Annotated in this window: 22 protein-coding genes and 1 pseudogene; 2 read left to right on the forward strand and 21 right to left on the reverse strand. The window is 63.1% G+C overall.

Annotated features, from left to right (window positions below; translation table 11 throughout):
• The 7 genes from gcl to E9229_RS03710 all read right to left on the reverse strand — a co-directional run bounded on the left by gcl (position 1) and on the right by E9229_RS03710 (position 9,033).
• Entirely contained in the window at positions 1-1,794 is a 1,794-nt protein-coding gene (gene gcl / locus E9229_RS03680) for a glyoxylate carboligase (RefSeq protein WP_183509928.1), read from the reverse strand.
• A 131-nt stretch (positions 1,795-1,925) separates the two neighbouring features.
• A complete protein-coding gene (locus E9229_RS03685; RefSeq protein WP_183509929.1) occupies positions 1,926-2,822 on the reverse strand; it encodes a 2-hydroxy-3-oxopropionate reductase in 897 nt (298 codons plus the stop codon).
• Positions 2,823-2,864: 42 nt separating this feature from the next.
• On the reverse strand, positions 2,865-3,656 hold the full coding sequence (locus E9229_RS03690) for a hydroxypyruvate isomerase family protein (protein ID WP_183509930.1): 792 nt from the start codon (positions 3,654-3,656) through the stop codon (positions 2,865-2,867).
• Between the two features lie 239 nt (positions 3,657-3,895).
• Complete coding sequence (locus E9229_RS03695) at positions 3,896-4,741, reverse strand: bifunctional allantoicase/(S)-ureidoglycine aminohydrolase (RefSeq protein ID WP_183509931.1); 846 nt, start codon at positions 4,739-4,741, stop codon at positions 3,896-3,898.
• Positions 4,734-6,011 carry a DUF6986 family protein gene (locus E9229_RS03700; protein ID WP_183509932.1) on the reverse strand — a complete coding sequence of 426 codons (1,278 nt, stop codon included), beginning with the start codon at positions 6,009-6,011 and terminating at the stop codon, positions 4,734-4,736. Before E9229_RS03700 ends, E9229_RS03695 begins: the two co-directional genes overlap by 8 nt.
• Complete coding sequence (gene aceB / locus E9229_RS03705; RefSeq protein ID WP_183509933.1) at positions 6,008-7,633, reverse strand: malate synthase A; 1,626 nt, start codon at positions 7,631-7,633, stop codon at positions 6,008-6,010. Before aceB ends, E9229_RS03700 begins: the two co-directional genes overlap by 4 nt.
• An 11-nt stretch (positions 7,634-7,644) precedes the next feature.
• On the reverse strand, positions 7,645-9,033 hold the full coding sequence (locus E9229_RS03710; protein ID WP_183509934.1) for an NAD-dependent malic enzyme: 1,389 nt from the start codon (positions 9,031-9,033) through the stop codon (positions 7,645-7,647).
• Between the two features lie 264 nt (positions 9,034-9,297).
• On the opposite strand from E9229_RS03710, the gene E9229_RS03715 reads away from it, so the two are divergent.
• Positions 9,298-10,059 (forward strand): IclR family transcriptional regulator, encoded by a 762-nt coding sequence (locus tag E9229_RS03715; RefSeq protein ID WP_183509935.1) that lies wholly within the window; start codon positions 9,298-9,300, stop codon positions 10,057-10,059.
• A gap of 113 nt (positions 10,060-10,172) precedes the next feature.
• On the opposite strand, the gene E9229_RS03720 is transcribed toward E9229_RS03715, so the two are convergent.
• From E9229_RS03720 to uraD, 4 genes are all read right to left on the reverse strand, one after another.
• The gene (locus tag E9229_RS03720; RefSeq protein WP_183509936.1) at positions 10,173-11,732 is read right to left on the reverse strand and encodes a nucleobase:cation symporter-2 family protein; all 1,560 of its coding nucleotides are present in this window, start codon (positions 11,730-11,732) and stop codon (positions 10,173-10,175) included.
• Between the two features lie 78 nt (positions 11,733-11,810).
• Positions 11,811-12,734, reverse strand: coding sequence for a factor-independent urate hydroxylase (gene pucL / locus E9229_RS03725; protein ID WP_183509937.1), 924 nt, complete (start codon positions 12,732-12,734; stop codon positions 11,811-11,813).
• Positions 12,735-12,738: 4 nt separating this feature from the next.
• Entirely contained in the window at positions 12,739-13,095 is a 357-nt protein-coding gene (gene uraH, locus E9229_RS03730; protein ID WP_183509938.1) for a hydroxyisourate hydrolase, read from the reverse strand.
• 64 nt (positions 13,096-13,159) lie between these two features.
• Positions 13,160-13,657 (reverse strand): 2-oxo-4-hydroxy-4-carboxy-5-ureidoimidazoline decarboxylase, encoded by a 498-nt coding sequence (uraD, locus tag E9229_RS03735; protein ID WP_183509939.1) that lies wholly within the window; start codon positions 13,655-13,657, stop codon positions 13,160-13,162.
• A 369-nt stretch (positions 13,658-14,026) separates the two neighbouring features.
• On the opposite strand from uraD, the gene E9229_RS03740 reads away from it, so the two are divergent.
• Complete coding sequence (locus E9229_RS03740) at positions 14,027-14,251, forward strand: hypothetical protein (protein ID WP_183509940.1); 225 nt, start codon at positions 14,027-14,029, stop codon at positions 14,249-14,251.
• Between the two features lie 330 nt (positions 14,252-14,581).
• On the opposite strand, the gene E9229_RS03745 is transcribed toward E9229_RS03740, so the two are convergent.
• From E9229_RS03745 to E9229_RS03785, 10 genes and pseudogenes are all read right to left on the reverse strand, one after another.
• On the reverse strand, positions 14,582-14,758 hold the full coding sequence (locus E9229_RS03745; RefSeq protein ID WP_183509941.1) for a hypothetical protein: 177 nt from the start codon (positions 14,756-14,758) through the stop codon (positions 14,582-14,584).
• Positions 14,739-14,975: an ATP-binding protein gene (locus E9229_RS03750; protein ID WP_312855696.1), complete on the reverse strand. Its 237-nt coding sequence runs from the start codon at positions 14,973-14,975 to the stop codon at positions 14,739-14,741. Before E9229_RS03750 ends, E9229_RS03745 begins: the two co-directional genes overlap by 20 nt.
• Positions 14,976-15,239: 264 nt before the next feature.
• Positions 15,240-16,859, reverse strand: a complete 1,620-nt coding sequence (locus E9229_RS03755; RefSeq protein WP_183509943.1) for an MFS transporter — start codon at positions 16,857-16,859, stop codon at positions 15,240-15,242.
• A gap of 52 nt (positions 16,860-16,911) precedes the next feature.
• The gene (locus tag E9229_RS19980) at positions 16,912-17,217 is read right to left on the reverse strand and encodes a DUF2252 family protein (RefSeq protein ID WP_407671351.1); all 306 of its coding nucleotides are present in this window, start codon (positions 17,215-17,217) and stop codon (positions 16,912-16,914) included.
• A 106-nt stretch (positions 17,218-17,323) separates the two neighbouring features.
• A pseudogene (locus tag E9229_RS19985) lies at positions 17,324-17,644 on the reverse strand (hypothetical protein); the annotation flags it as partial.
• Positions 17,625-18,266, reverse strand: coding sequence for a transposase (locus E9229_RS03765; protein ID WP_312855697.1), 642 nt, complete (start codon positions 18,264-18,266; stop codon positions 17,625-17,627). The pseudogene E9229_RS19985 and the gene E9229_RS03765, both read right to left, overlap by 20 nt.
• 44 nt (positions 18,267-18,310) lie before the next feature.
• The gene (locus E9229_RS03770; RefSeq protein WP_312855589.1) at positions 18,311-19,276 is read right to left on the reverse strand and encodes an IS3 family transposase; all 966 of its coding nucleotides are present in this window, start codon (positions 19,274-19,276) and stop codon (positions 18,311-18,313) included.
• Between the two features lie 23 nt (positions 19,277-19,299).
• Complete coding sequence (locus E9229_RS18930) at positions 19,300-19,794, reverse strand: transposase (protein ID WP_221184359.1); 495 nt, start codon at positions 19,792-19,794, stop codon at positions 19,300-19,302.
• 38 nt (positions 19,795-19,832) lie between these two features.
• The gene (locus E9229_RS03780) at positions 19,833-20,249 is read right to left on the reverse strand and encodes a hypothetical protein (RefSeq protein ID WP_183509946.1); all 417 of its coding nucleotides are present in this window, start codon (positions 20,247-20,249) and stop codon (positions 19,833-19,835) included.
• A gap of 18 nt (positions 20,250-20,267) precedes the next feature.
• Positions 20,268-21,434 carry an ISAs1 family transposase gene (locus E9229_RS03785; protein WP_221184360.1) on the reverse strand — a complete coding sequence of 389 codons (1,167 nt, stop codon included), beginning with the start codon at positions 21,432-21,434 and terminating at the stop codon, positions 20,268-20,270.
• Positions 21,435-21,516 lie beyond the last annotated feature (82 nt).

Below are 21,516 nucleotides of genomic sequence, written 5' to 3' on the forward strand. Positions count from 1 at the left end.
CTAGGCGTTCACGGTGGCCACGGTCAGCGGCGTGATGGCGGTCGGGGCGTCCGCGGCCACCAGGGCAAGGTCCTCGAACTCATTGATGTTATCCAGCTCGGTGCCCATGGAAATATTGGTCACTCGTTCCAGGATGACCTCGACCACGACCGGCACCTGGTGCTCCGCCGCCAGTGCTCCGGCGCGGGCGAAGCCGGCGGCCAGATCGGCCGGGTCCTCGACCCGCACGGCCTTGCAGCCCAGGCCCTCGGCGACCTTGACGTGGTCCACTCCGTAGCCGTTGGTTTCCGGGGAGTTGATGTTTTCGAAGCCGAGCTGGACATGGTAGTCCATCTCGAAGCCGCGCTGGGCCTGGCGAATCAGGCCCAGGTAGGAGTTGTTGACGACGACATGGATGTAGGGCAGTTTGAACTGCGCACCAACGGCCAGTTCCTCGAGCATGAACTGGAAATCGTAGTCGCCGGAGAGCGCAACGACTGTTTCCCCGGGCTTGCCGCGCACCACGCCCAGAGCTGCGGGACCAGTCCAGCCCAGCGGGCCGGCCTGTCCGGCATTGATCCAACGGCGCGGACCGTAGACGTGCAGCATCTGCGCGCCGGCGATCTGGGACAGCCCAATGGTGGAGACATAGGTGGTATCCGGGCCGAAGGCCGCATTCATTTCCTGGTACACGCGCTGCGGCTTGATCGGAATGTTATCGAAGTTGGTCTTGCGGTGGCCCTCCCCCTTGCGGGCGGTGGTGACGTCGGCCCAACCGGAGTAGTCCTTCAGGGAACCGGCCGCCTGGCGTTCGGCCGCGACCTCGATCAGGATCTCCAGCGCGGCCTTCGCATCGGAGACGACGCCGAAGTGCGGGGAGAAAACCCGACCGATCTGGGTCGGTTCGATGTCCACGTGCACGAACGTGCGTCCGGCGGTGTAGGTGTCAAGCCCACCGGTGTGGCGGTTTGCCCAGCGGTTGCCCAGGCCCAGGACGAAGTCCGAGTCCAGGAAGTTCGCGTTGCCGTAGCGGTGGTGGGTCTGCAGCCCGACCATGCCGGCCATCAGCCGGTGGTCGTCCGGGATCGTCCCCCAGCCCATCAGCGTCGGGATCACCGGCACGTTGAGCAGTTCGGCCAGCTCGACCAGCTGTGCGGAGGCATCGGCATTGATGATGCCACCACCGGCGACAATGACCGGGTGTTCGCTGGCGCTCAGCAGGTCCAGGATCTTCTCGGCCTGGCGGCGGGTGGCCCTCGGCTTCTCGACGGCCAGCGGCTCGTAGGCTTCGATGTCGAACTCGATGACTGCCTGTTGCACGTCGATGGGCAGGTCGATCAGCACGGGGCCCGGGCGGCCCGAGCGCATGAGCTGGAACGCCTTCTGGAAGGTGCCCGGAACCTGACCCGGTTCCATGACAGTCACGGCCATCTTGGTCAGCGGTTTGGCAATCGATTCGATGTCCACGGCCTGGAAATCTTCCTTGTGCAGCTTCGCCACCGGGGCCTGACCGGTGATGCACAGGATCGGGATGGAGTCGGCGAACGCCGCGTAGAGCCCGGTGATCATGTCGGTGCCGGCCGGACCCGAGGTGCCCAGGCAGAGCCCGATGTTCCCGGCAGCGGAACGCGAGTAGCCGTCGGCCATATGCGAGGCGCCCTCGACGTGTCGGGCCAGGGTGTGGCGGATCCCGCCGTGGGCCCGCATGGCCGAGTAGAACGGGTTGATGGCGGCTCCGGGCAGCCCGAAGGCCTCGGTGGCCCCCTCCTTTTCGAGGATCAGCACGGCTGCATCAACGGTACGCATCTGGGTCATGAGGTTCTCCTAATACGGGTGCACCGGCACTGCCGGGCGGGGGGGGGTATGTGGCGGCCGCCGGTGCGCGTCTAGCACAGGCACCGGCGGCCGGGATGAGGGGGTCGCAGAGCCTAGGCTCCGGTCGGGGATCAGGCCGCTTCGGTAGTTCCGGAAAGTCGCTGGACACCGCGGAAGAGGCCCGAGTGGTCTAGCCCACCGTCGCCGTTGGCGACGGTGGATGCCACCAGCTGGGCCACGACGGCACCCAGCGGCAATACGATGCCGGCCTCGCGGGCAGCCGAGGTGACGATACCCATGTCCTTGTTGTGCAGGGCCAGGCGGAAGCCCGGGCCGAAGGAACGGTCCAGGATCTTCTGGCCTTTCTGTTCCAGTACCTTGGAACCGGCCAGCCCGCCACCGAGCACCCGCAAGGCCGCGGTGGTGTCCACGCCGTAGGCCTCAAGGAAGACGACGGCCTCGGAGAGCGCCTGGATATTGGCAGCAACGATCAGCTGGTTGGCTGCCTTCACCGTCTGTCCAGAGCCAACCGGGCCCACGTGCACGATGGTCTTGCCAATGGATTCAAGGACCGGTAGAGCGGTTTCGAAGTCCTCCTTCTCCCCGCCGACCATGATCGAGAGCACGGCATCGATGGCGCCCTGTTCTCCACCGGATACCGGCCCGTCCAGCGGGCGCAGTCCCGCCGCACGGGCTTCGGCGGCCAGTTCCACTGCCACATCGGGGCGGATCGAGGAGTTGTCGATCCACAGTGCCCCGGCCTTGGCGTGGGCGAAGACGCCCTGCTCGCCGCGTACGACGGCAGCTACGTCCGGGGAGTCCGGAACCATGGTGATGATGACGTCGGCCCCGGCCACCGCTTCGGGGATGCCCGCGGCGGAGGTCCCCCCGGCCGCGGCCAGGTCAGCGGCACCTTGTGGGCTACGGTTATAGCCGCTGACCGTGTATCCGGCCTTGACCAGGTTGATGGCCATGGGCAGGCCCATGATGCCCAGTCCAATGAATGCGACGTGTTCCTTGTTCGACACGGTATGTCTCCTTCTGAAATCTGGTGGATGGGGCGGTTCGGATCAGGCGTTCTGGCGGATCAGCCAACCGAAGGCGTCCTCGACGGCGGCCTTGTACTCCAGGCCGATGTGCCCGGCATAGCCCAGTTCACGGCTGCGGGTGATCCAGTCGCCCAGCGGGAGGGTTCCGCTGCCCGGTGCCCCGCGTCCCGGATCGTCGGCTATCTGGATGTGCCCGAATTCGTGGGCGTGGGCGTTGATAACGGCCTCGACATCGTCACCGTTGACTGCCAGATGATAGAAGTCGGCGAGCAGCTTCACGTTCTGGACACCGGCTGCACGGGTCTTGGCGATCACCGACAGCGCGTCGTCGGCGAACTTTAACGGATAGCGGGCCGCGCCCGAGACCGGTTCGAGCAATACCGTACCGCCGATGGCCGCCACGCCGATGGCGGCCGCAACCAGGTTCTCAACTGCCAGCTCGTCCTGGGCCTCGGGAGTGTGCTCCTCCTGGCGGTTTCCGTAGAGCGCGTTGAAGGCGGTGCATCCGGTGGCGGAGCCGATAGCCACAACGATTTCGATGTTTTCCTTGAACTCGGAGCAGCGGCCCTTCCAAGAGACCAGTCCGCGGTCTCCCGCTGGCATGTCTCCGGCATTGAAGTTCAGGCCAGTGAGCTGAACGCCGGCGTCCTTCAATGCGGCGATGAACTGGTCAACCTCGGCGTCCTTCGGAACGGATGCGGCGAAGGGCCACCAGAATTCCACGTTTTCGAAACCGGCGGCCTTGGCGGCCGCGGGTCGCTGGAGCAGCGGCAGCTCGGTCAGCAGGATGGAGCAGTTGACGGTGTAGGACACGATCGTCACCCTTCTATTTCATATCGTGGAAATAAGTTCTTGTTACATGAAACCCTAGAAGTGGCCAGGGTCACTGTCAAGAGATTTATCGCTAAATGGACACATGATTTCGCCATGCGATATTTAATGCCCGATGAGGCGCTTCGAGTCCGTCCGCAACGACCATGGGCCTCGTTAGGCTGGCAGCCAGCTGCCGGCCTAACGAGGCCCATTCGGGTGTCCCGCGGAACAACCTGCCCTTACAGGGCGATCTGTCGATTCACGTCCTTGTAGAGCAAGTACCGGAAATTGGCGGGGCCACCGGCATAGCAAGCCTGTGGGCAGAAGGCGCGTAGAGCCATGTAGTCGCCCTCCTGCACCTCCACCCAGTCGCCGTTGAGCCGGTAGACGGCCTTGCCTTCGAGGACGTAGAGGCCATGCTCCATCACATGGGTCTCTGCAAACGGAATCGAGGCCCCGGGTTCGAAGGTCACGATGTTCACGTGCATGTCGTAGGCCAGGTTTTCCGGATCCAGCATCCTGGTCGTGCGCCACTTGTTGTCGGTACCCGGCATGGCGCCGGGCACCAGGTCCGCTTCATTGCCCACGACCGGGGCAGGAACGTGTCCGGCCAGCGCCTCGTAGCGCTTGCGGATCCAGTGGAAGCGGACCACGTCGACACCGTTGTTCGCGGCTTTCCAGGCCGTTCCGGCCGGAAGGAAGGCGAATCCTCCCGCTTCCAGCTCGTGCCCCTGTCCCTCAATTTCCAGCGCCAGGCGCCCTTCGACCACAAACAGGAATCCCTCGACACCAGACTGCGGTTCCGGGTTTTCGGAGCCGCCGCCGGGCGACACCTCGACGATGGACTGGGCGAAAGTCGTCGCACCCCCGGCCACGGGCCGGTTCAACACCCAGGCCCGGGTGCCGGTCCATTCGGGAAAGACCGAGGTGACAATATCGCGCATCACTCCGCGCGGAATCACCGTGTAGGCCTCGGTAACGATCGCCCGGTCGGTGAGCAGGTCATTCTGTGGCGGATGCCCGCCCAAATCACTGTAGTAGGGGCTGCGCTGGAGCGGTTTCGTGGCCGACGGGGTGTTAGACATGGCATTCTTCCTTGGTCGTGTGGCGGGAGAGGGCGATCTCCTCGAGCTGGCCGAAGCCGATGCCGGCCTCTGCGCTGATTTCTTCCAGGGTCAGTGCCCCGCAGGAGTGCCCACGGTGGATGAACCGGGCCAACGCACGGGCGGTGGCCGGCTCGTCCATGATGGACGATTCGATCTGGTGGACGTAGTTGTTCAATCGCCGTGCCGCGGCACCGAAGCCGTCGCGGTAGAACGAGTAGGTGGCCAGGTATCGGGTCACCAGCTGGGCCGGATGCAGGTCCCAGCCCTGGTAGATCCCGCGTTCCAGATGCCGGCGCACCAACCGGGCGTGCAGGGCCCAAGCCCCGGCAACGTCCTTCGGGGAACCAAGCGGCAAGATATTCGTCGAGCCATCCGAGAGGTGCACGCCGGTACCTGCAACGGCCACCTGCATCACCGACTTGGCATAGTCGGCAGCCGGGTGTTCCATCGACTGGTAGGCGGCGGCTATACCCAGCGACGCCGAATAGTCATAAGTGCCGTAGTGCAGCGAAGAGACCCGGCCCTTGCCCGCATGGATGAGCCGCGCCGAGGGTACCGTGCCGTCTTGGGAGAGGATCAGCTGCGGGGTTTCCATCTGGACTTCGAACCGCAGCCGGCCGGGAGCCAGTCCGTGGGCCAGTTCGAGCTCTTCGCAGATGAAGACCATGGCTTCAACCTGGGCCACCGTGGTGACCTTAGGCAGGGTCAGCACCAACCCCGAGGGTAGCGGGCCATGCGCGGAAAGCTCGGAAAGAAAGAGGTCAAGGGTGCGCAGCGCCCTTGACCGGGTAGGCGCCTCGAAACACTTGAACCTGATCCCAATGAACGGGGGCGCGGTGCCTCCGGCCACCGCTCGGGCCACCAGCCGGGCCGCTTCGCTGGCCGAGGCATCCTCCTCGGCATCGCCACGGTTGCCGTAGCCGTCCTCGAAGTCCAGGCGAAGGTCCTCGATCGGCTCACTGCCCAGCTTGAGCCCGACGAGTTCCGCGAGGCGTTGGGTCTGCTCCAGCCCCAGGGAGCGGGCAATGGCTTCGAGTCCGCCAGCCGATGCGGCGGCCTCCAGCGCGGCACCTCCCCAATCGGCCGCCAGCGTTTCGTTGAATTTGTCGGCCGGCACGTAGGCGGTGTGGATCGGCTGGCGGGTGCCGTCATCGCCCGGATAGGAGTGCTCGAGCATCCGGTCCGTAGCGGCCAGGCGCAGCTCCACGGACTGCAGGGCTCCGGCGTTCAGCACCGGAGCGGCTTTCATGGGGCCACCAGCTCGGAGGAAAGCAGCCGGTAGGCCGGTAGCGTCAGGAAGTCCTCGAAGTCTTCGTCCCGTCCCGAGACCAGTCGGCCAATCAGTTCGGCGGCAGGCTCGTAGTAGCGGGCAAAGCGGTCCTCGTCGGCAATTTCCGCGCGCAGGCGCTCGATTTCCTCGGCCAGGATCCCCTCGACCAGCCCGGCAGTGATCACGTTGCCGGTGTCATCGGCGACGACGCGGTTGCGGATCTGCTGCCAGACCTGCGAGCGGGAGATTTCGGCGGTGGCCGCATCCTCCATGAGATTGTGGATCGCCACGGCGCCGTTGCCGCTGAGCCAGGCAGCGGTGTAGGCGACGGCTACGTAGAGGTTGGCGTGCACACCGGCCTCGGTCACCTGTCCGGGGGCGGAAGCGACGTCCAGCAGCTGGTCGGCGCTCACGCTGACCTCCGGGCGCTGGCGGGACAGCTGGTTCGGCTCGTTTCCGAGCACCGACCCAAAGACCTCGGCACAGATCCCGACCAGGTCAGGGTGCGCCACCCAGGAGCCATCGAATCCGTCGTTGGCCTCGCGGGTCTTGTCGGCCCGGACCTTCGCGAAGGCCACCTCGGTCACCTCGGGTTCGCGGCGGTTGGGGATCACTGCGGCCATGCCGCCCATGGCAAATGCACCGCGTTTGTGGCACGTGGCCACCAGCAAATCGGTATAGGCGCGCATCATCGGAGCCGTCATAGCCACAGCGGCACGGTCGGGCATGATGAACTTGTCACCGGCCTCGCGGAAGGTCTTGATGATGCTGAAGAGGTAGTCCCATCGCCCGGCATTCAGTCCGGACGCATGATCGCGCAGCTCGTAGAGGATCTCGTCCATCTCGAAGGCGGCAGGAATGGTCTCGATCAGCACGGTGGCGCGAATGGTCCCGTGCACCAGGCCCAGTTCCGACTCGGCGAAGGTGAAGACCTCGTTCCACAGCCTGGCTTCAAGATGCGATTCCATCTTCGGCAGGTAGTAGAACGGTCCCTGGCCTGTGGCTGCCAGATGCACGGCGTTGTGGAAGAAGTGCAGTCCGAAGTCGACCAGTGCACCGACGGCGGGAGCCCCGTCAACGGACAGGTTGGATTCGGGCAGGTGCCACCCGCGCGGGCGCACCACCACGGTGGCGAGGGACGCATCGGCACGCAGGGCGTAGGCCTTGCCTTCCGGCGAGGTGTAGGACAGGGTCCCGCGAGCCGCGGCACCGAGGTTCACCAGGGCGTCGATGACGTTTGACCAGGTCGGCGTGGCCGCGTCCTCGAGGTCCGCAAGCCAGACCTTGGCCCCGGAGTTCAGGGCGTTGATGGCCATCTTGGCCGGGGTGGCCGGTCCGGTGATTTCCACTCGTCGGTCACGCAGCGCCTCGGGAGCTTCGGCAACCCTCCAGTCGCCGTTGCGGATGTGCGCCGTTTCGGGCAGGAAATCCATCGTTCCGCTGGCGGATGCCGTGGCGCGGGCCCCGGCCCTGGCATTGATCAGCGAGGTGCGGGTGGCGGCGAAGCGGTGGTGCAGTTTTTCGACGAAGTCCAGTGCTTCCGCGCTGAGGATTTCCGCGGCGCCGGTGATGTCCGGGGTTCCGTTGAGGATATAGGTCATGGCAGGGGTCCTTACTTCTTCTTGGAGACGGCGGCCACGACTGCGGCGGCGACATCTGAGGCGACGTGTGGATCAAAGACGTTGGGGACGATGAATCCCGGGTTCAGTTCGGCGTCCGAGACGCGGGCTGCGATGGCGTTGGCCGCGGCCACGAGCATGGCCGGTTCGATTTCCGAGACTCCCGCGTCCAGGAGACCGCGGAAGAATCCGGGGAAGGCCAGCACGTTGTTGATCTGGTTCGGGAAGTCGCTACGCCCGGTGGCGACCACTGCCGCATGGCGGCCGGCGATGTTCGGGTCGATTTCCGGGTCCGGGTTGGCCATGGCGAAGACGATCGAGTCCTTGGCCATGGAGGCCACGTGTTTTTCTTCGAGCACGTCTGGTGCCGAAACGCCGATGAAGACATCGGCCCCGGCGACTGCATCGTGCAGCGTTCCACTGAAGTTGTCCGGGTTCGTGTTTGCTGCCAACCAAGCGCGGTGGGGATCGGCATGCTCGCTATTGCGGTCGATGGCGCCGTTCCGTCCGCAGGCAATGATGTTCGTTGCACCGCGCGCCTGCAGCAGCTGGATAATGGCGTTGCCGGCGGCTCCGACACCCGAGACCACGATCTTAACCGACTCGATGCGCTTGTTCACGACGAGCAGGGCGTTCTGCAGCGCGGCGAGGGTCACGATCGCCGTGCCGTGCTGATCGTCGTGGAAGACCGGGATATCCAGTTCCTCGCGCAGGCGGGCCTCGATCTCGAAGCAACGCGGTGCGGCGATGTCTTCGAGGTTGATGCCTCCGTAGACGGGCGCCAACGCCTTCACGATCATGATGATTTCCTCGGTGTCCTGCGTGTCAAGACACACCGGCCACGCGTCGACATCGGCAAACTGCTTGAAGAGCGCGGCCTTGCCCTCCATCACCGGCAGCGCGGCGGCCGGGCCGATATTTCCCAGGCCCAGCACGGCCGAACCGTCGGTGACCACGGCAATGGTGTTGCGCTTGATGGTCAGGTTGCGGGCGTCGGCGGGGTTCTTGGCAATCGCCAGGCAGACCCGGGCCACACCCGGGGTGTAGGCACGGGAAAGGTCATCTCGGTTGCGCAGCGGAACCTTCGGATTCACCGAGAGCTTGCCGCCCAGATGCATCAGGAAGGTGCGGTCACTCACGTGCTGGACCGTGACATCGTCAAGCGCGTTCAGGGCATCACGGACGCGCTCGGCGTGCTCTTCGCCCGTCGTGTTGCAGCTGACGTCCACGACCATGGTGTCGTGCCCCGATTCGGTCACGTCAAGTGCCGTGATGGCACCTCCTACGGAACCCACCGCGATGGCAAGTTCGCTGGTCGCGGTGATCGTCGCGGGGGTTTCCACCCGAAGCGTCAGTGAGTATCCGGGGCTGGGATTCGCCATGCATGCCTCCTGGTTGCGAAAGTAAGCGTCGTCACTCTCGATTTTATTATTTCCGTATAGTGGACATTATTATCTAACAGATGGAAACGCAAGGGGTTTTGTTGAGAAGTCCCCCCGAGCGCGACAAACAGTTTTCCGAATCGTGGAATCAAACAACCCCCATCCGGTATTCTGGGATCCAGTGCGGCCCACTTCGAGATGACTTATGGGCAGCCGTCGCACCGGCCCATCACCCGCACGGAATAGACCCGGAAGAGGCACAAGATGTCCATCAAGCAAGCCAGTGGCGTGCAGTCTGTTGAACGCGCCTTCGAGCTCCTTGAGCTGATGGCCCGCGCCGGCGGAGAGGTTACGCTCACCCAGCTCGCCACTGAAACCCCGCTGCCGCTACCGACCATCCACCGCCTGTTGCGGACTCTGGTGGGCATCGGATATGTCAGGCAGCTGCCCAGCCGCAGATATTCGCTCGGGCCCCGGCTGATCCGCCTCGGAGAGGTGGCCAACCGCCAGCTGGGCGCACTGGCGGAACCCGTCCTGCGCGAAATGGTGGAACAGTTGGGCGAGTCGGCCAACATGGCGGTACTGGACGGGGACATGGTCACCTACATCTCCCAAGTCCCCTCCCCCCACTCGATGCGCATGTTCACCGAGGTGGGCCGCCGGGCCAACCTCCACGACACCGGCGTGGGCAAGGCGATCCTCTCGGTGCTCGCCGACGAACGCGTCCGGCGCCTGGTCGGCGAGGCCGGCATGCCCACCCCCACGCCGAATACTATAGCCACCCTCCCCGACCTGTTCACCGAGCTCGAGCGCATCCGCGACGTCGGCTACGCGGTTGACGAGGAGGAGCAGGAACCCGGCGTCCGGTGCTTTGCGATGGCGGTGCCCGGGGCGCCGACACCGATGGCGTTGTCCATCTCCGGCCCCACGACCCGGGTGGATGCCGCCTTCGCCGACCGGGCCATTCCGGCCCTGATCCTGGCAACCTCAAAGATCGCCAGCGCACTGGTGGCTGTAGAGAACTGAGCCTCTCGGCACCCCTGCCCCGCAGGGAAAGACCAGTGGGAATACCCCCACGACCGAAGCTGCGGCATGCGCCCCTGCGGGGGCGCATGCCGCAGCTTCGGTCGTTCGGAAACCTACTTCCGCTCGAATTCGCTGACTTCCGGTACCGGAATGCCGGCATTCTTGCATTCATGCTGGTGCCGTACCACCTCAGCCCTGAACTCCTCATCTGTCACGAGAATGATTTCATCGCCGTCGGCATCGATCAGCTTGCCGGCCTGGAAGTAGTCTCCGTCGAGCAACCCGCGGACCTCCTCGCGGCGGACCATGCGCGGTGGCGTGGCCACCAGGACCGAGCCGCCCTTCTTCGGGTTGCCGAACTTCATCTCGTTGAAGAGCAGGTTCAACAGCACCGCCATCACCGCGGCGGAGCTGATTCCGGAGTGGAAGATGGTGGCGAACCAGGTCGGGAACGCATCGTAGAAGTCGGGCTTGACGATCGGGATCATGCCGAAGGCCAGCGAGGCCGAAACGATGATCATATTCAGGCCCTTGTCATAGTTCACCTTCGACAAGGTGCGCACGCCGCTGGCTGCAACGGTGCCGAAGAGCACGATCCCGGCCCCACCGAGAACCGGAGTGGGGATGGCCGCAACGACGCGTCCGAGGACCGGCAGAACACCCAGGACCACCAGGATGCCGCCGCCTGCGGTAACCACGAAGCGGGATTTGACCCCGGTAATGGCCACGAGGCCGACGTTCTGGGCAAAGGCGCTCTGGGTGAAGGTGTTGAAGAAGGGGGCGACGATGCTCGAGGCCATGTCGGCGCGAAGCCCGTTGGCGATACGCTTGGAGTCGACCCGGGTCTTCGCAATTTCGCCCACGGCCAGGATGTCCGCCGTGGTTTCGGTGAGGATGACCAGCACCACGATGGTCATCGAAATAATGCCGCCGATCTCGAAGACGGGCCAGCCGAAGGCCAACGGAGCCGGAATGGCGAAGATCGGTCCATTGCCCACGCGGGAGAAGTCGGTCATGCCCACGGCCGCGGCGATCAATGTGCCGATAACCATGGCCAGCAGGATGGAGAGCCGCGAGATGGCGGCGACGCCGACCTTGCTCAACAACAGGACGATGGCGAAGGTGACGGCCGCCAGGCCGATGTTCGGCAGGCTGCCGTAGTCCTCGGAGCTGGCGTTTCCACCCATGGCCCAGTTCGCGGCAACCGGGGTCAGCGAGAGCCCGATCATCGTAATCACCACGCCAGTCACCACCGGTGGGAAGAACCGTACGATGCGGGCGAAGAACGGGGCTATCAGGAAGCCTATCGCTGAAGCCGCGAGCACCGCGCCAAAGACCGCGGGAAGGCCACCGCCTCCGTTGACGATGGCAACGAGCGTGGCCACCGAGGCGAAGGACGTTCCCTGCACCAGAGGCAGCTGGCAACCGAAGAACGGAATGCCGACGGTCTGCAGGATAGTTGCCAGGCCGCCGATGAACAGACAGCTGGCAACCAGCACACCGACCTGGACATCGTCCAGGCCAGCGGCCCTGCCGATAATCAGCGGAGGGGCAATGATGCCCCCGTACATGGTCAAGACGTGTTGGAAACCGTAGGCGATGGTCCGTCCCAGGGGCAGGACCTCATCTTCGGGGCGTTTCGGTATAGCAGTATGACTACTGACAGCCTTCATGGCTGACCTCCTTAGTGGATGCCGCGATGGGGTTGTGGTGCCCCGCCCCGCAGGAGGGGCACCACAACCGTTCATCGCCTAGCAGAAACCGGGCGTATTTTCCCAAACTGAATGCGTGGCGGGGACCCCTTCACGCGTGATCGTGGCCTCGATCAGCCCGTACGGGCGATCAGCCGCAAAGAACACCTCGTTGGGATTCTCCTGCCCGAAGGGCGAGAGGTCAACGAGGAAGTGGTGCTTGTTCGGCAAAGACATGCGGATTTCCTGGATTTCCGGGTGGGCTTCCAGGACCAGCTTGCCCATCTCAAACATCGATTGCTGCAGGGCTAGCGAGTGCGTGGCGGAGAAGCCCTTCAGCAGCAGCCCGCGCACCGAGGCGTATATGGCGTTGAAGTCGATGGTGCCGGCGTCTGCCGCCACATCGTCGTAGCGCCAGCGGGCAGTGACATCCGTGGCCAGGATCCGATCGGTGGCTTCCTGCAGCGTGGTGTACTTGTCCACAGGGAACCCGGTGAACTCGCTGCCAGTCGACTTCAGGACCGTCAGGTCCCGGATGCCCGCCAGGAAGTGGAAGCGGCCGTTCTCCACCTCGAGCGCGGCGGTGCGTACCTCGGACTTGTTCCGCGAGAACGAGTGGTCGTGGTCCTCGATGCGGTCCCAGAAGTACTGCTCGGCCGACCAGCGGCCGCCGTTGACCCATGCGAATTCCGAGGTGAAGTGCTTACCAAGACGCCCCAAGAATGCTTCCGGGGAACCCACTCCGTCGCGAGCGAAGGAATACACGGTATTCTTCTGCGTGTCGGTCGGAACCACGTGGGCATTATCGCCGTCCAGGTGCGCGTTTTCGAAGTCTCCATGCAGCTGAGAGCTGACATTCAGGTCCTCGATGGTGTGCCGCGCGGAGTCACGGGTCACCTTGACTACCCGAACTTCGGCCTTGCCGAACTGGTTCTTGCCCAGGATGATGCTGGTGCCGGTCTTCGCTTCTGCTGTGGTGGTCATGAGATTAGCTCCCTCGGTACGTGGAATATGCAAACGGGCTGATAAGAAGGGGTACATGGTAGTGATCGGTGGTGCTAGACACCTGGAAATCGATTGTTACCGTGGGGAAGAAAGTTTCCGTTCCCTGCTTCCCGAAGTAGGCGCCAGTGTCGAATCCGACGCGGTAGGTGCCGACTTCAACCTGAACCGGTCCCAGGTTTCTGATGCGGCCATCGCCGTCAGTGAACCCGGATCCGATTTCTTGCCAGCCGGATGCCGTCTTAGCTTCCAGCGTGGCCTTGACACCGGAGGCGGGCCTCCCGGTCCCGGTGTCGAGTACATGGGTGGTGATATGGCTGACTTCAGCCGGTAATGAGCTCATGAATGGCTCCTGTCTGTGGGTCGTGGCTGTACGGCGGGCCCGGCCAACCGGATCCGCGGAACGGTCAGGGTGCGTCGATCAGGTTGCGCAGACGAAGGACGGCGATCTCGCGGAGCTGCGTTGCCGTTTCGGCGAACTCTTGCGCGTCATTGTTCCGCAGCCGGCCTTCAAGCGATTCGAGAATTTCCCCGGCGCTGCGACCGGCGGCACGGATCAGAAAAACTCGGTCGAAGCGCTCTTCGTATGCGGCGTTGCCCTCGCTCAGGCGGCGGGCCATGTCCTGGTCAGCACTGACGCCCGACTGCTCGGTACGGCTCATTCTTGCTTCGCTCGAGCTGCCGGCCGCACGGTCCCCGATCCGGGGATGGTGGGCCAATGCCGTGGCGAGTTCGGCCGAGGTGAAGGGAAATGCGGAATTGCTGGCCGTCCGAAGCAAGGCATTCAGGTCCGCATATGGACGGGAACTGACAATTGCCTCAATCCAGCGATCAATGTCGGCGCAGGGACGTACCAACTGGCGCACTGAATTTACGGGGGCGCTATTGAAATCGGTCAAATTCATCGGGTGTCAGCTCTTTTCGCACTCGTGCGTTCGAATCCACCACGTCGCTGAACACCCTTACCGTTGGCGTTGCCGCCAAGTTTGACTCGATGTTTTTACATGGTGGAATTTTTATTTCATTTCAAATGTAAGCGGCGTCACACTAAAGCGCAATGGGGGTGCTAAATATTTTTCCCAGCCCCGCAATCACGCTGGAGGGGAGCTGCAGCCCGAGCGGCGCACCCAGGAAGGGGCGAGCCTGCAACTCGGCGCGGGCAGAGGCGTGGCGCCGGCCAGCCATTGCCACACCGCCCGGCCTGCCGCATACTATTTCCGTAGAACAAAACATTTATTCCATAAAGTGATAATTTGAGATCGAAGGAGGCTCCGATGAAGACCATCGACAAAGGGACCACGGGCAAGGTCGCTGTCCGTCCGCGGTCGTCGCCGGCCCACAAGCCCGCGGAGCCGGATATGAACAGCACGATGTTTGCCATCTACAAGGTCGGCGGCAGCGACCCGGACTTCATACTGCCCGTCCCCCGAGCACGTACCGCCGGAAGGCTGAATAAGCTGATTTCACGCCTGCGCCCGGGAAGCAAACCGGTTATCTGACGGAAGGAAGCCAGCTTCTGGAAGACCCAAACGCCAGGAAAGCATTCCGCCACATGCTGCAGCGGGTCCCGCGTTGGGAGGCGCATGCGGAGCCTGCTGCATTTTCATCGTGAGTCCATTGATCCGCCCCCACCCCCATATGATTCCGGCCTTCGGGGGCTTTTATTTCTGGCACGGGACAGGAGTCCCCCGCCCCGGCGACTGCTGGGCTCACTGCCGGGGCCAGCCGCGGATCCAACCCCGTTAAAGCCGCTTCCAAGGCCGGGCCTCACCATGGAGCGGGAAGTGCGCCAAAATATTTCTGGTCCTGTCGGCGATTCACCTGCTTCGTCAAGTTGAAGTCGGCAATTTCAGCGCCAAGAAACAGGCCTCTGTGCAGCCCGCCCATTCCACCAGGGCACTCTTGACCTGGCAGGACTCGCCACTGAACTGCAACAAACCCCCGTGGTGCACGATCAGGTCGATCACCACGGCAGTCATACCTTCATCACCGAACACCGTGCCCACCGATCTGTAAGTAATCCATGTTCCTTTCCAGGCGCCCCTCCTCCATGCTCCGGTGCAGCATCATCGCCAGCGAGGACTTGGTGAAGAACTGCTCCTCGACGCCCTTGCGGCACGCCTCGGCCACCAAGGCCGTGGCCAGACGCGTCATGCCGGTCCCTGCCTCCCCACTGAGGACTAGACCTTGGGCAAGACCTTGGGCAAGCTCGATGAACTCCACCAATTCCAACGCCTCACGCCCTTATGCCGCAGGGAAGCTGGCGAACACATAATCGAAACCCCGCAGGGACTTCAACGCTGGCAACCGGGCTCACATCAGCAGCCGGGACCGCCATAAAGCCTGCCAAGACTCATCCCCGGCCACCAGCACCCCATGCGGGTATTCGCGCCACCTCGGGGCCGAGCCGATTGGCAGCAAGATCCATCGAACGAGAGGCCAGCGGGCGGCTTCTGGTCGGCCGGATGGCTCGTGGCACATCACGGTTCACCGCGTCGGCCGTTTCATTCGTTTTCGCTCCTGCGTCGGTGCCGTGCCAGGAATATTGCGAGACAGCAGCAGTGCGATCCCGCTGATCATCGCGAGGGAAGCGAAAGAGACCCTGAGAGCGCTGACTTGGGCCCGCTGGTACAGGTTGGTCAGTTCGGTGGCATCTGACGGGCTGAGGCCTACTCGCTCAGCAATTGCCTCGACACTGGTTGCCGGGATGATCGCGATGCCGGAGTTCGTCTCTTGGACCACGGTCGCCTGCACGGATTCAGGGAGCATACTCGAATTCACGCTACCCAGAAAAACACTTCCCAGCGAGGCGATCAGGATCGATCCGATCAGCGCGGTCCCTAACGAGGAGCCAAGGTTCTGCATCACTCCCTGAAGTCCGCCGACTTCGCTTGATTGCTGTTCGGGGACACTGGTCATATTCACGTTACCGAGTTGCGAAGCTAGAAGGCCCAAGGCCGCCCCCGCGAAGAACATCCCGACCCCGAAGGCGACGCCCTTCAAATCAACTGAGACCGATGCAAGCAGGAAGAGGCTGCTTGCTACCAGGATCAGCTGGCCGATGCGCACGATCCTCTTCGCAGACCAGCGCCGACTGAGCCAAGTGCCGAATACCGAGAAGAGGATGAGAGCGATCGAGAGTGGAAAAATCTTGATGCCCGTTTGAAGAGCATTGAGACCGAGCGTCATTTGCAGGTAAATCGGCACCATGAAGAATAGGCCGGCGGTGATGGCATACTGGGCAGACAATACGCTCAAGCCACTCTGGAGCCTGGGGATCGAGAGCATCGACACCTGCAGTAGCGGGGTGCGCCCGGCGAGGACGAGCTCCTTCTGTCGGTGAAGGAACCACCACAGCAACACGACGCCTGCAGCCATGACGTAGGGCACAGGTGACAGGCCGAGCGGCGTGATCGGAACCCCACCAATCGTCGGCGGAAGGATCGGAAGGATCCAACCCCACGTTTTCGACTGAAGCATGCCCACCACGATTAACACGAGGCCGGCGGCCGACAGGAGGGCGCTGAGCACATCGATCCGGATGCGAACAGGCCTGCTGCGGTCCGCTACAAATCGGGTCACCAGCAGCACAAGGACTATCACGACGCTTTCTCCGAAAAAAACGAAACGCCAACTGGAGTAAGTCGTGACCAGTCCCCCGATGAGCGGTCCAGCCGCAACGGCCGCGCCCGATACGGCTCCGAGGACGGCGAACGCCGTGACCCGGTCACGGCCGGTGTAGTTTTCGGCCACCAACGCAGCAATGGCAGGAATGACCAGGACAGCACCCAGCCCCTCGATCACCGCCCAACCGATAAACAACACGGTGATGTTGGGGCTGAGGCCGGTGATCAGTGACCCCAGTCCATAGACCACTGCTCCGATGACGAATGCTCGCCGGCGACCCCAGACATCGCCGAGCTTGGCACCGAGAAGCATTACCGCAGCCATTGTCAGCGTGTAGAAGGTGATCGTGCTCTGCATGGCACCCACCGTGGTGCGTAGGTCTACGACAATGGCTGAGATAGAGACGTTCATCACGGTACTATCTAGGACCATCACGAATTGTGCACTGCCGAGGATTCCGACTGCAGACCACCTCGCCATGGTTAAATCACCTCCAAATTGCGGGTGTCGAACTCGAAAATGGGGCGCATGTCTACAGTCCGCCGACGGCTTGAAGGCGTCCGGAATCGATCGTGTGCAGGAACGCCGCAAAGTTCTGTCCACTTTGGTCCGCGCGCTGCCCCGCAACGTCGGCAAGTGCCCGGTCGATAAGGTTTGCGGATCCGCGGTAGGCGGCGCAGGCGACACGATCCCCGGTGCAAGAATGAGCCAGAGCCAGTGTTTCTCCGCAGAGTTCCGCATACGGCACCGCAGCGGTCGGGCGCATCGTGACTACATTGGCGGAACCCTTCCAATCCTTCCGTCGACTCACAGAGAAGTCGCGCACCTCCCCGTTCATCTTGGTTGGCGCGTTGCCAGCCAGGGAAGATGTTGCTGGCCGCCTTCCACGGCACCATCCACGCCCACGTTCCAACGTTTCCGAGCCCGACCGGCTTTATGACCATGTCTGCATAGCTGGACTCGGAGAGCGGATGTGGTTCAAACGGCAGGGTACCGGCGTAGCTGGCCAGCAGGCTGTGCAGGTAAATCTCGGTTTCCACCCTCTCCTCCTGGTCAAATATGGGGGCCACTCGCGGTTCGATCACAGGAAGATAGATGATGACGCACAGATGATGATTGGTTAATTTGACCCGCTTGGAGAACGCTTCCATGGCGTCCGAGACTCGAGCCTTGGTGATTGCCTGTTCGCTGCGTTTAGCTTGGTCCTTTCCCGCCCGATGAGCGTTGCGTTCCACATCGAACCGGTTATACCGGGCATCGAGCACACGTGCATTTCTCAGGTGCCTCGTCCTCAGACCCGAATCCGCGTGTAGTGGATTTTCGGGGCTGATCTACTGGCGATGCGCGGGAATCGGGCAATTTTCGGTTTTTGGGCATGGAGGCGACCCGGCTCTCGTGCCAGGTTGACGAAAGGCCCATATTCCTTGGGGCGTTCTTTCTCGTGTGGTTCGGGCAGTGGTCCCCGGCATCAGTGGGGGACGGTAATTCTTGTAGTTTCGGCAGGACGCGCGTGAGCAGGTTTTCACCGGGCGGCAAGCGCAGGTATGTAATCCCGGCCCCGCGGGTGATCCTCCCGGGGATCGCGAACAGCTCCCGACGTATCGTCTTGACGGTGCGCCGCCCGCGTCCGTTGCCGTGGTCGCTCCCGGTGATTTCCTGGATCCAAGCGCTGATCGCGCACCCCAACAGCCCCGCCCACATCCACACACTGTTGGCTGAAAAAGAAGATGATGGCAAATGGCGCATAGCGGTGCCGTGCTTGGCGTTCTTGTTCAGTTCCTCGATATCGGTGCGGTGCCGGTACCAGAATTCAACCTCCGCCAGCTTCTCCTCGGTGCTGAGGTCCATGTTGGTGAGGATGAAGGAATAGGAGTCGACTTCGTCGATGCGTCCCGGAACTTGTCAAATCAAATGAGACATAGTGGTGGTCGTTAATGCGTCGAAGGCTCGGCTCTTTTCGCCGGGTCGTTAATGGCCGCCTTGACCGGTAACGGCGGCGCGGCTGGCCGGCGAGCAAATCGCTCTGGGTGCGCGTGATAGGCCCGGTCCAAGGTGATCTGGCGTCGCTCACGCACCGCGCCAGCGGTGCCGTAATGCACGCTCGCCGGGGTGTGATAACCGATCCCCGAGTGCCGGTGCTCATGGTTGTAGTAGACGGTGAACCCTTCTATCCAGGCCCGTGCCTCGTTCACCGAGGCGAAGCGTTCGGGGTAGTCAGAGGTGTATTTCATTGATTTGAACTGGGCCTCGCTGTAAGGGTTGTCATTGCTCGTGTGGGGCCTGGAGTGGGACCTGGTGATATCCATATCCACCAACATCGATGCCAATGCCTTTGACGTCATCGCCGCCCCTCCGTCGGCATGCAGGTAGCCCGGCGGGTGACCGCCGGTATCGGCGACGATCTCCTGGACGAGGTCCGCGGCCAGCTGCCCATCCTCGATGATTTCGACCCGCCAACCAACGACATAGCGGGAGAAAATATCGAGCACCACGTAGGCGTGATACCAGATTCCCTTGGCCGGACCACGCATTTTCGTGATATCCCACGACCAGACGGAATTGGGTTCGGTGGCCATTAGCTCGGGTATTTTTCGAGGCGGGTGGGTCGCCTGCCGCCTGCGCTCACCACTCATCTTTGCATCCGCCAGGATGCGATACATGCTGCGCTGAGAGCACCAATATCGACCCTCATCTAGTTCGCGGACATAGACCTGGGTTGGTGAAAGGCTCGCGTAGTCCTCGCGGTTGAGCACGGCCAAAACCTCTGCCCGTTCGCCTGGTGAGAGCTCCGCTGGGTGCTGCGCCTTGGGCCAGGGACCGTGCATCCGCGGCTTGGGGCTGGACTGACGGTGATGGGTGGCCCGGGAGCGGCCCACCAGCTTGCAGGCATTCACCACACCCAGATGGGGGATGAGTTCTACTACGGTCTCTGCTTGCCACGATGTGTATTCGGTGCCGGTGATGACGCGTTCTTCGAGCAGAGAGCTTCCAAGAACGCGACCCCTTTTCCCAAGGTGTCCAAAGCGGCATCAGATGAGGCCAGCTGGTCGCGGGTCCGCTCGTGTGAGGCCCGTTCGGCAGCCAGCTCTTTGGTCAGCTGAGCGATCTGAGTCTGCTCGGTTGAGTTCTTCGGCCGGCCCCGGCGTGCCGTCGGTTTCTCGAGCTTGCCCGCCTCAAATGCAGCCCGCCATTCTTGGATATGGGAGTCGTAAAGCCGTTCGCGGCGAAGTATCGCGCCCTTGGATCCGTTCGGTGCCGAGTCGTATTCCTTGACGATTGCCCGTTTGAACTCGGCGGTAAAGGTCCTGCGTGCTGGCCGGTCCGAACGTGGTCCCTGCTCCGGTGACTCTTGGTCCTGGCCGGTGGGTTCTTCCGGTGCGGGTTGCCCGGTCTCGTCTGGTGTGGATGTGGTCATGGTGAAGTTTCCCTCCTGCCTTCAGCCTCTATTCTCGTTCAAGAAGCGGTCTCTAACGAGTCTGGCTGATAGGGTCCTTCCAAGGCGAGGGCGAGCTGGTGCTTGGATATGGTGCGTCGCTTGCGGGCCCTGGCAGTGGGGATCTTGCCTGCGGCCACGCGGGTGCGCCGGGCGATACAGGTAATGTTTTCGTCTTTGGGCCAGTTGCCGGGCAGGTAGTCGATGACAGCGATTTCGGTGTTTTCCATGCCGATGGTCGGGATCCAGGTGTAGCGGCCCAGTCCCGCGGCAGCGGCCATGACCTTGCCGGTGCGCTTGGCGCCGATGGCAAATTCCACGTTGCGTTCCAGGCAGGCCTTCGCCAGGTTCCCGGCGAAGTATCCGGCGTCCCAACGGCAGCGGATCTGCTGCACGCCCTCCGGCAGCCCGGCGATGGATCGGTCCAGGATGTCCACGGCGTTGGCGCGTCACGGCTAATGCAAAGTCGTTGATAGGCCCGTAATCCCAATGGTTTTCATTGGACGGGCCGGGTTGAAGGACATCTTGCGGTTGCCCTGGGCGACATTCTTGGTGCCGGCCAGCAGTAGGACGCTGATCGCCAGGCTCCGCATGGAGGCCATCACCCGGGGTGCTGATCCGGTCCGGACCTGTGATTTGTCCTCCAAATAAATTGAGTCCCTCCGCCAATGGAGACCGTTTTCTATGCCCCAGTGCCCCCGGACCCAGGTGTTCAGTTGCTTTGGGCTGCCCCGATGCACGGGCACGGAGGTGATGATGTAGACCGTTTCGATGGACCAGGTGTTCGTGCCTCGTTTCTTGGTTTTGCGGATCAGTTGGGCCACTTGGGCGACGTGGGGGAAGCCCAGGCCTTTCGGGACGCTGGAGACCTTGATCCTCCGGATGGCCCGGCGTCCATGGCCCGTATCGCGCTGGTCATTGCCCACCGGTGCAAGCTCCCACGGCAGGGCAGTCAAGTGCTTGAGCAGCTTGGGCTGGTTGGCTTTCACGGTGAGCACGAAATGCGCCCCCTGCTGGTGGAGGAACTCGGCGTGAGCCCGCTGGGTATGCAGGGCGTCGGCGGTAAAGATCCTGCCCTGCAGGTCACCCAGGGTTTCCAGGAGCGTCTCGAATTGCGTGATCTCATTGGTTTTCCCACCAACCTCGACTTGTCCCAGGACGGCGCCGGTGTTGTGGTCGACCGCGGCCATCAGGTGCACCCGGGTTCCGCCTGCGTGCTTGGCGCCACGGACCTCCTTGCCATCGATGGCAATGACCTGGGCATCGATGCGGGTGCGTACCCAGGTTCCCACGGCCTGGTCGAACGCGTCGGCGTCAAGGGAACCCAGGACGCGTTGGTAGGTGGTCACGTGCGGGGCTCGGAAGCCGGTGCCGTGCAGGGAGGTGTCGGCGGCGTGAAGCGCCCAGTCAGCGATGGCGGCAAAGGATTTCGAGCCGGCGAGCACGGCGCACAGGGTGGTGGCCAGGATCCAGGCCAGGGCATGGCGGACGCCGCGGGGCTTGCGGGGATCGGGAAACAAGGCCAAGACCTCGGCGATGGATTGCGCCTCGATGTGCTGGGCGAGGTCCCGGGGCAGGTCCTCCAGCTGGCGGCGGATGCGGGTGATGGGGGAAGATGGCATGGAAGGACTCCTGTTGCACTGATGATCTCGACAATCACCAGTTCTAACAGGGGTCTTTCGTCATCAGAAGCACCGTTGGGCG

This window comes from Paeniglutamicibacter cryotolerans, assembly GCF_014190875.1.
Lineage (GTDB): Bacteria > Actinomycetota > Actinomycetes > Actinomycetales > Micrococcaceae > Paeniglutamicibacter > Paeniglutamicibacter cryotolerans.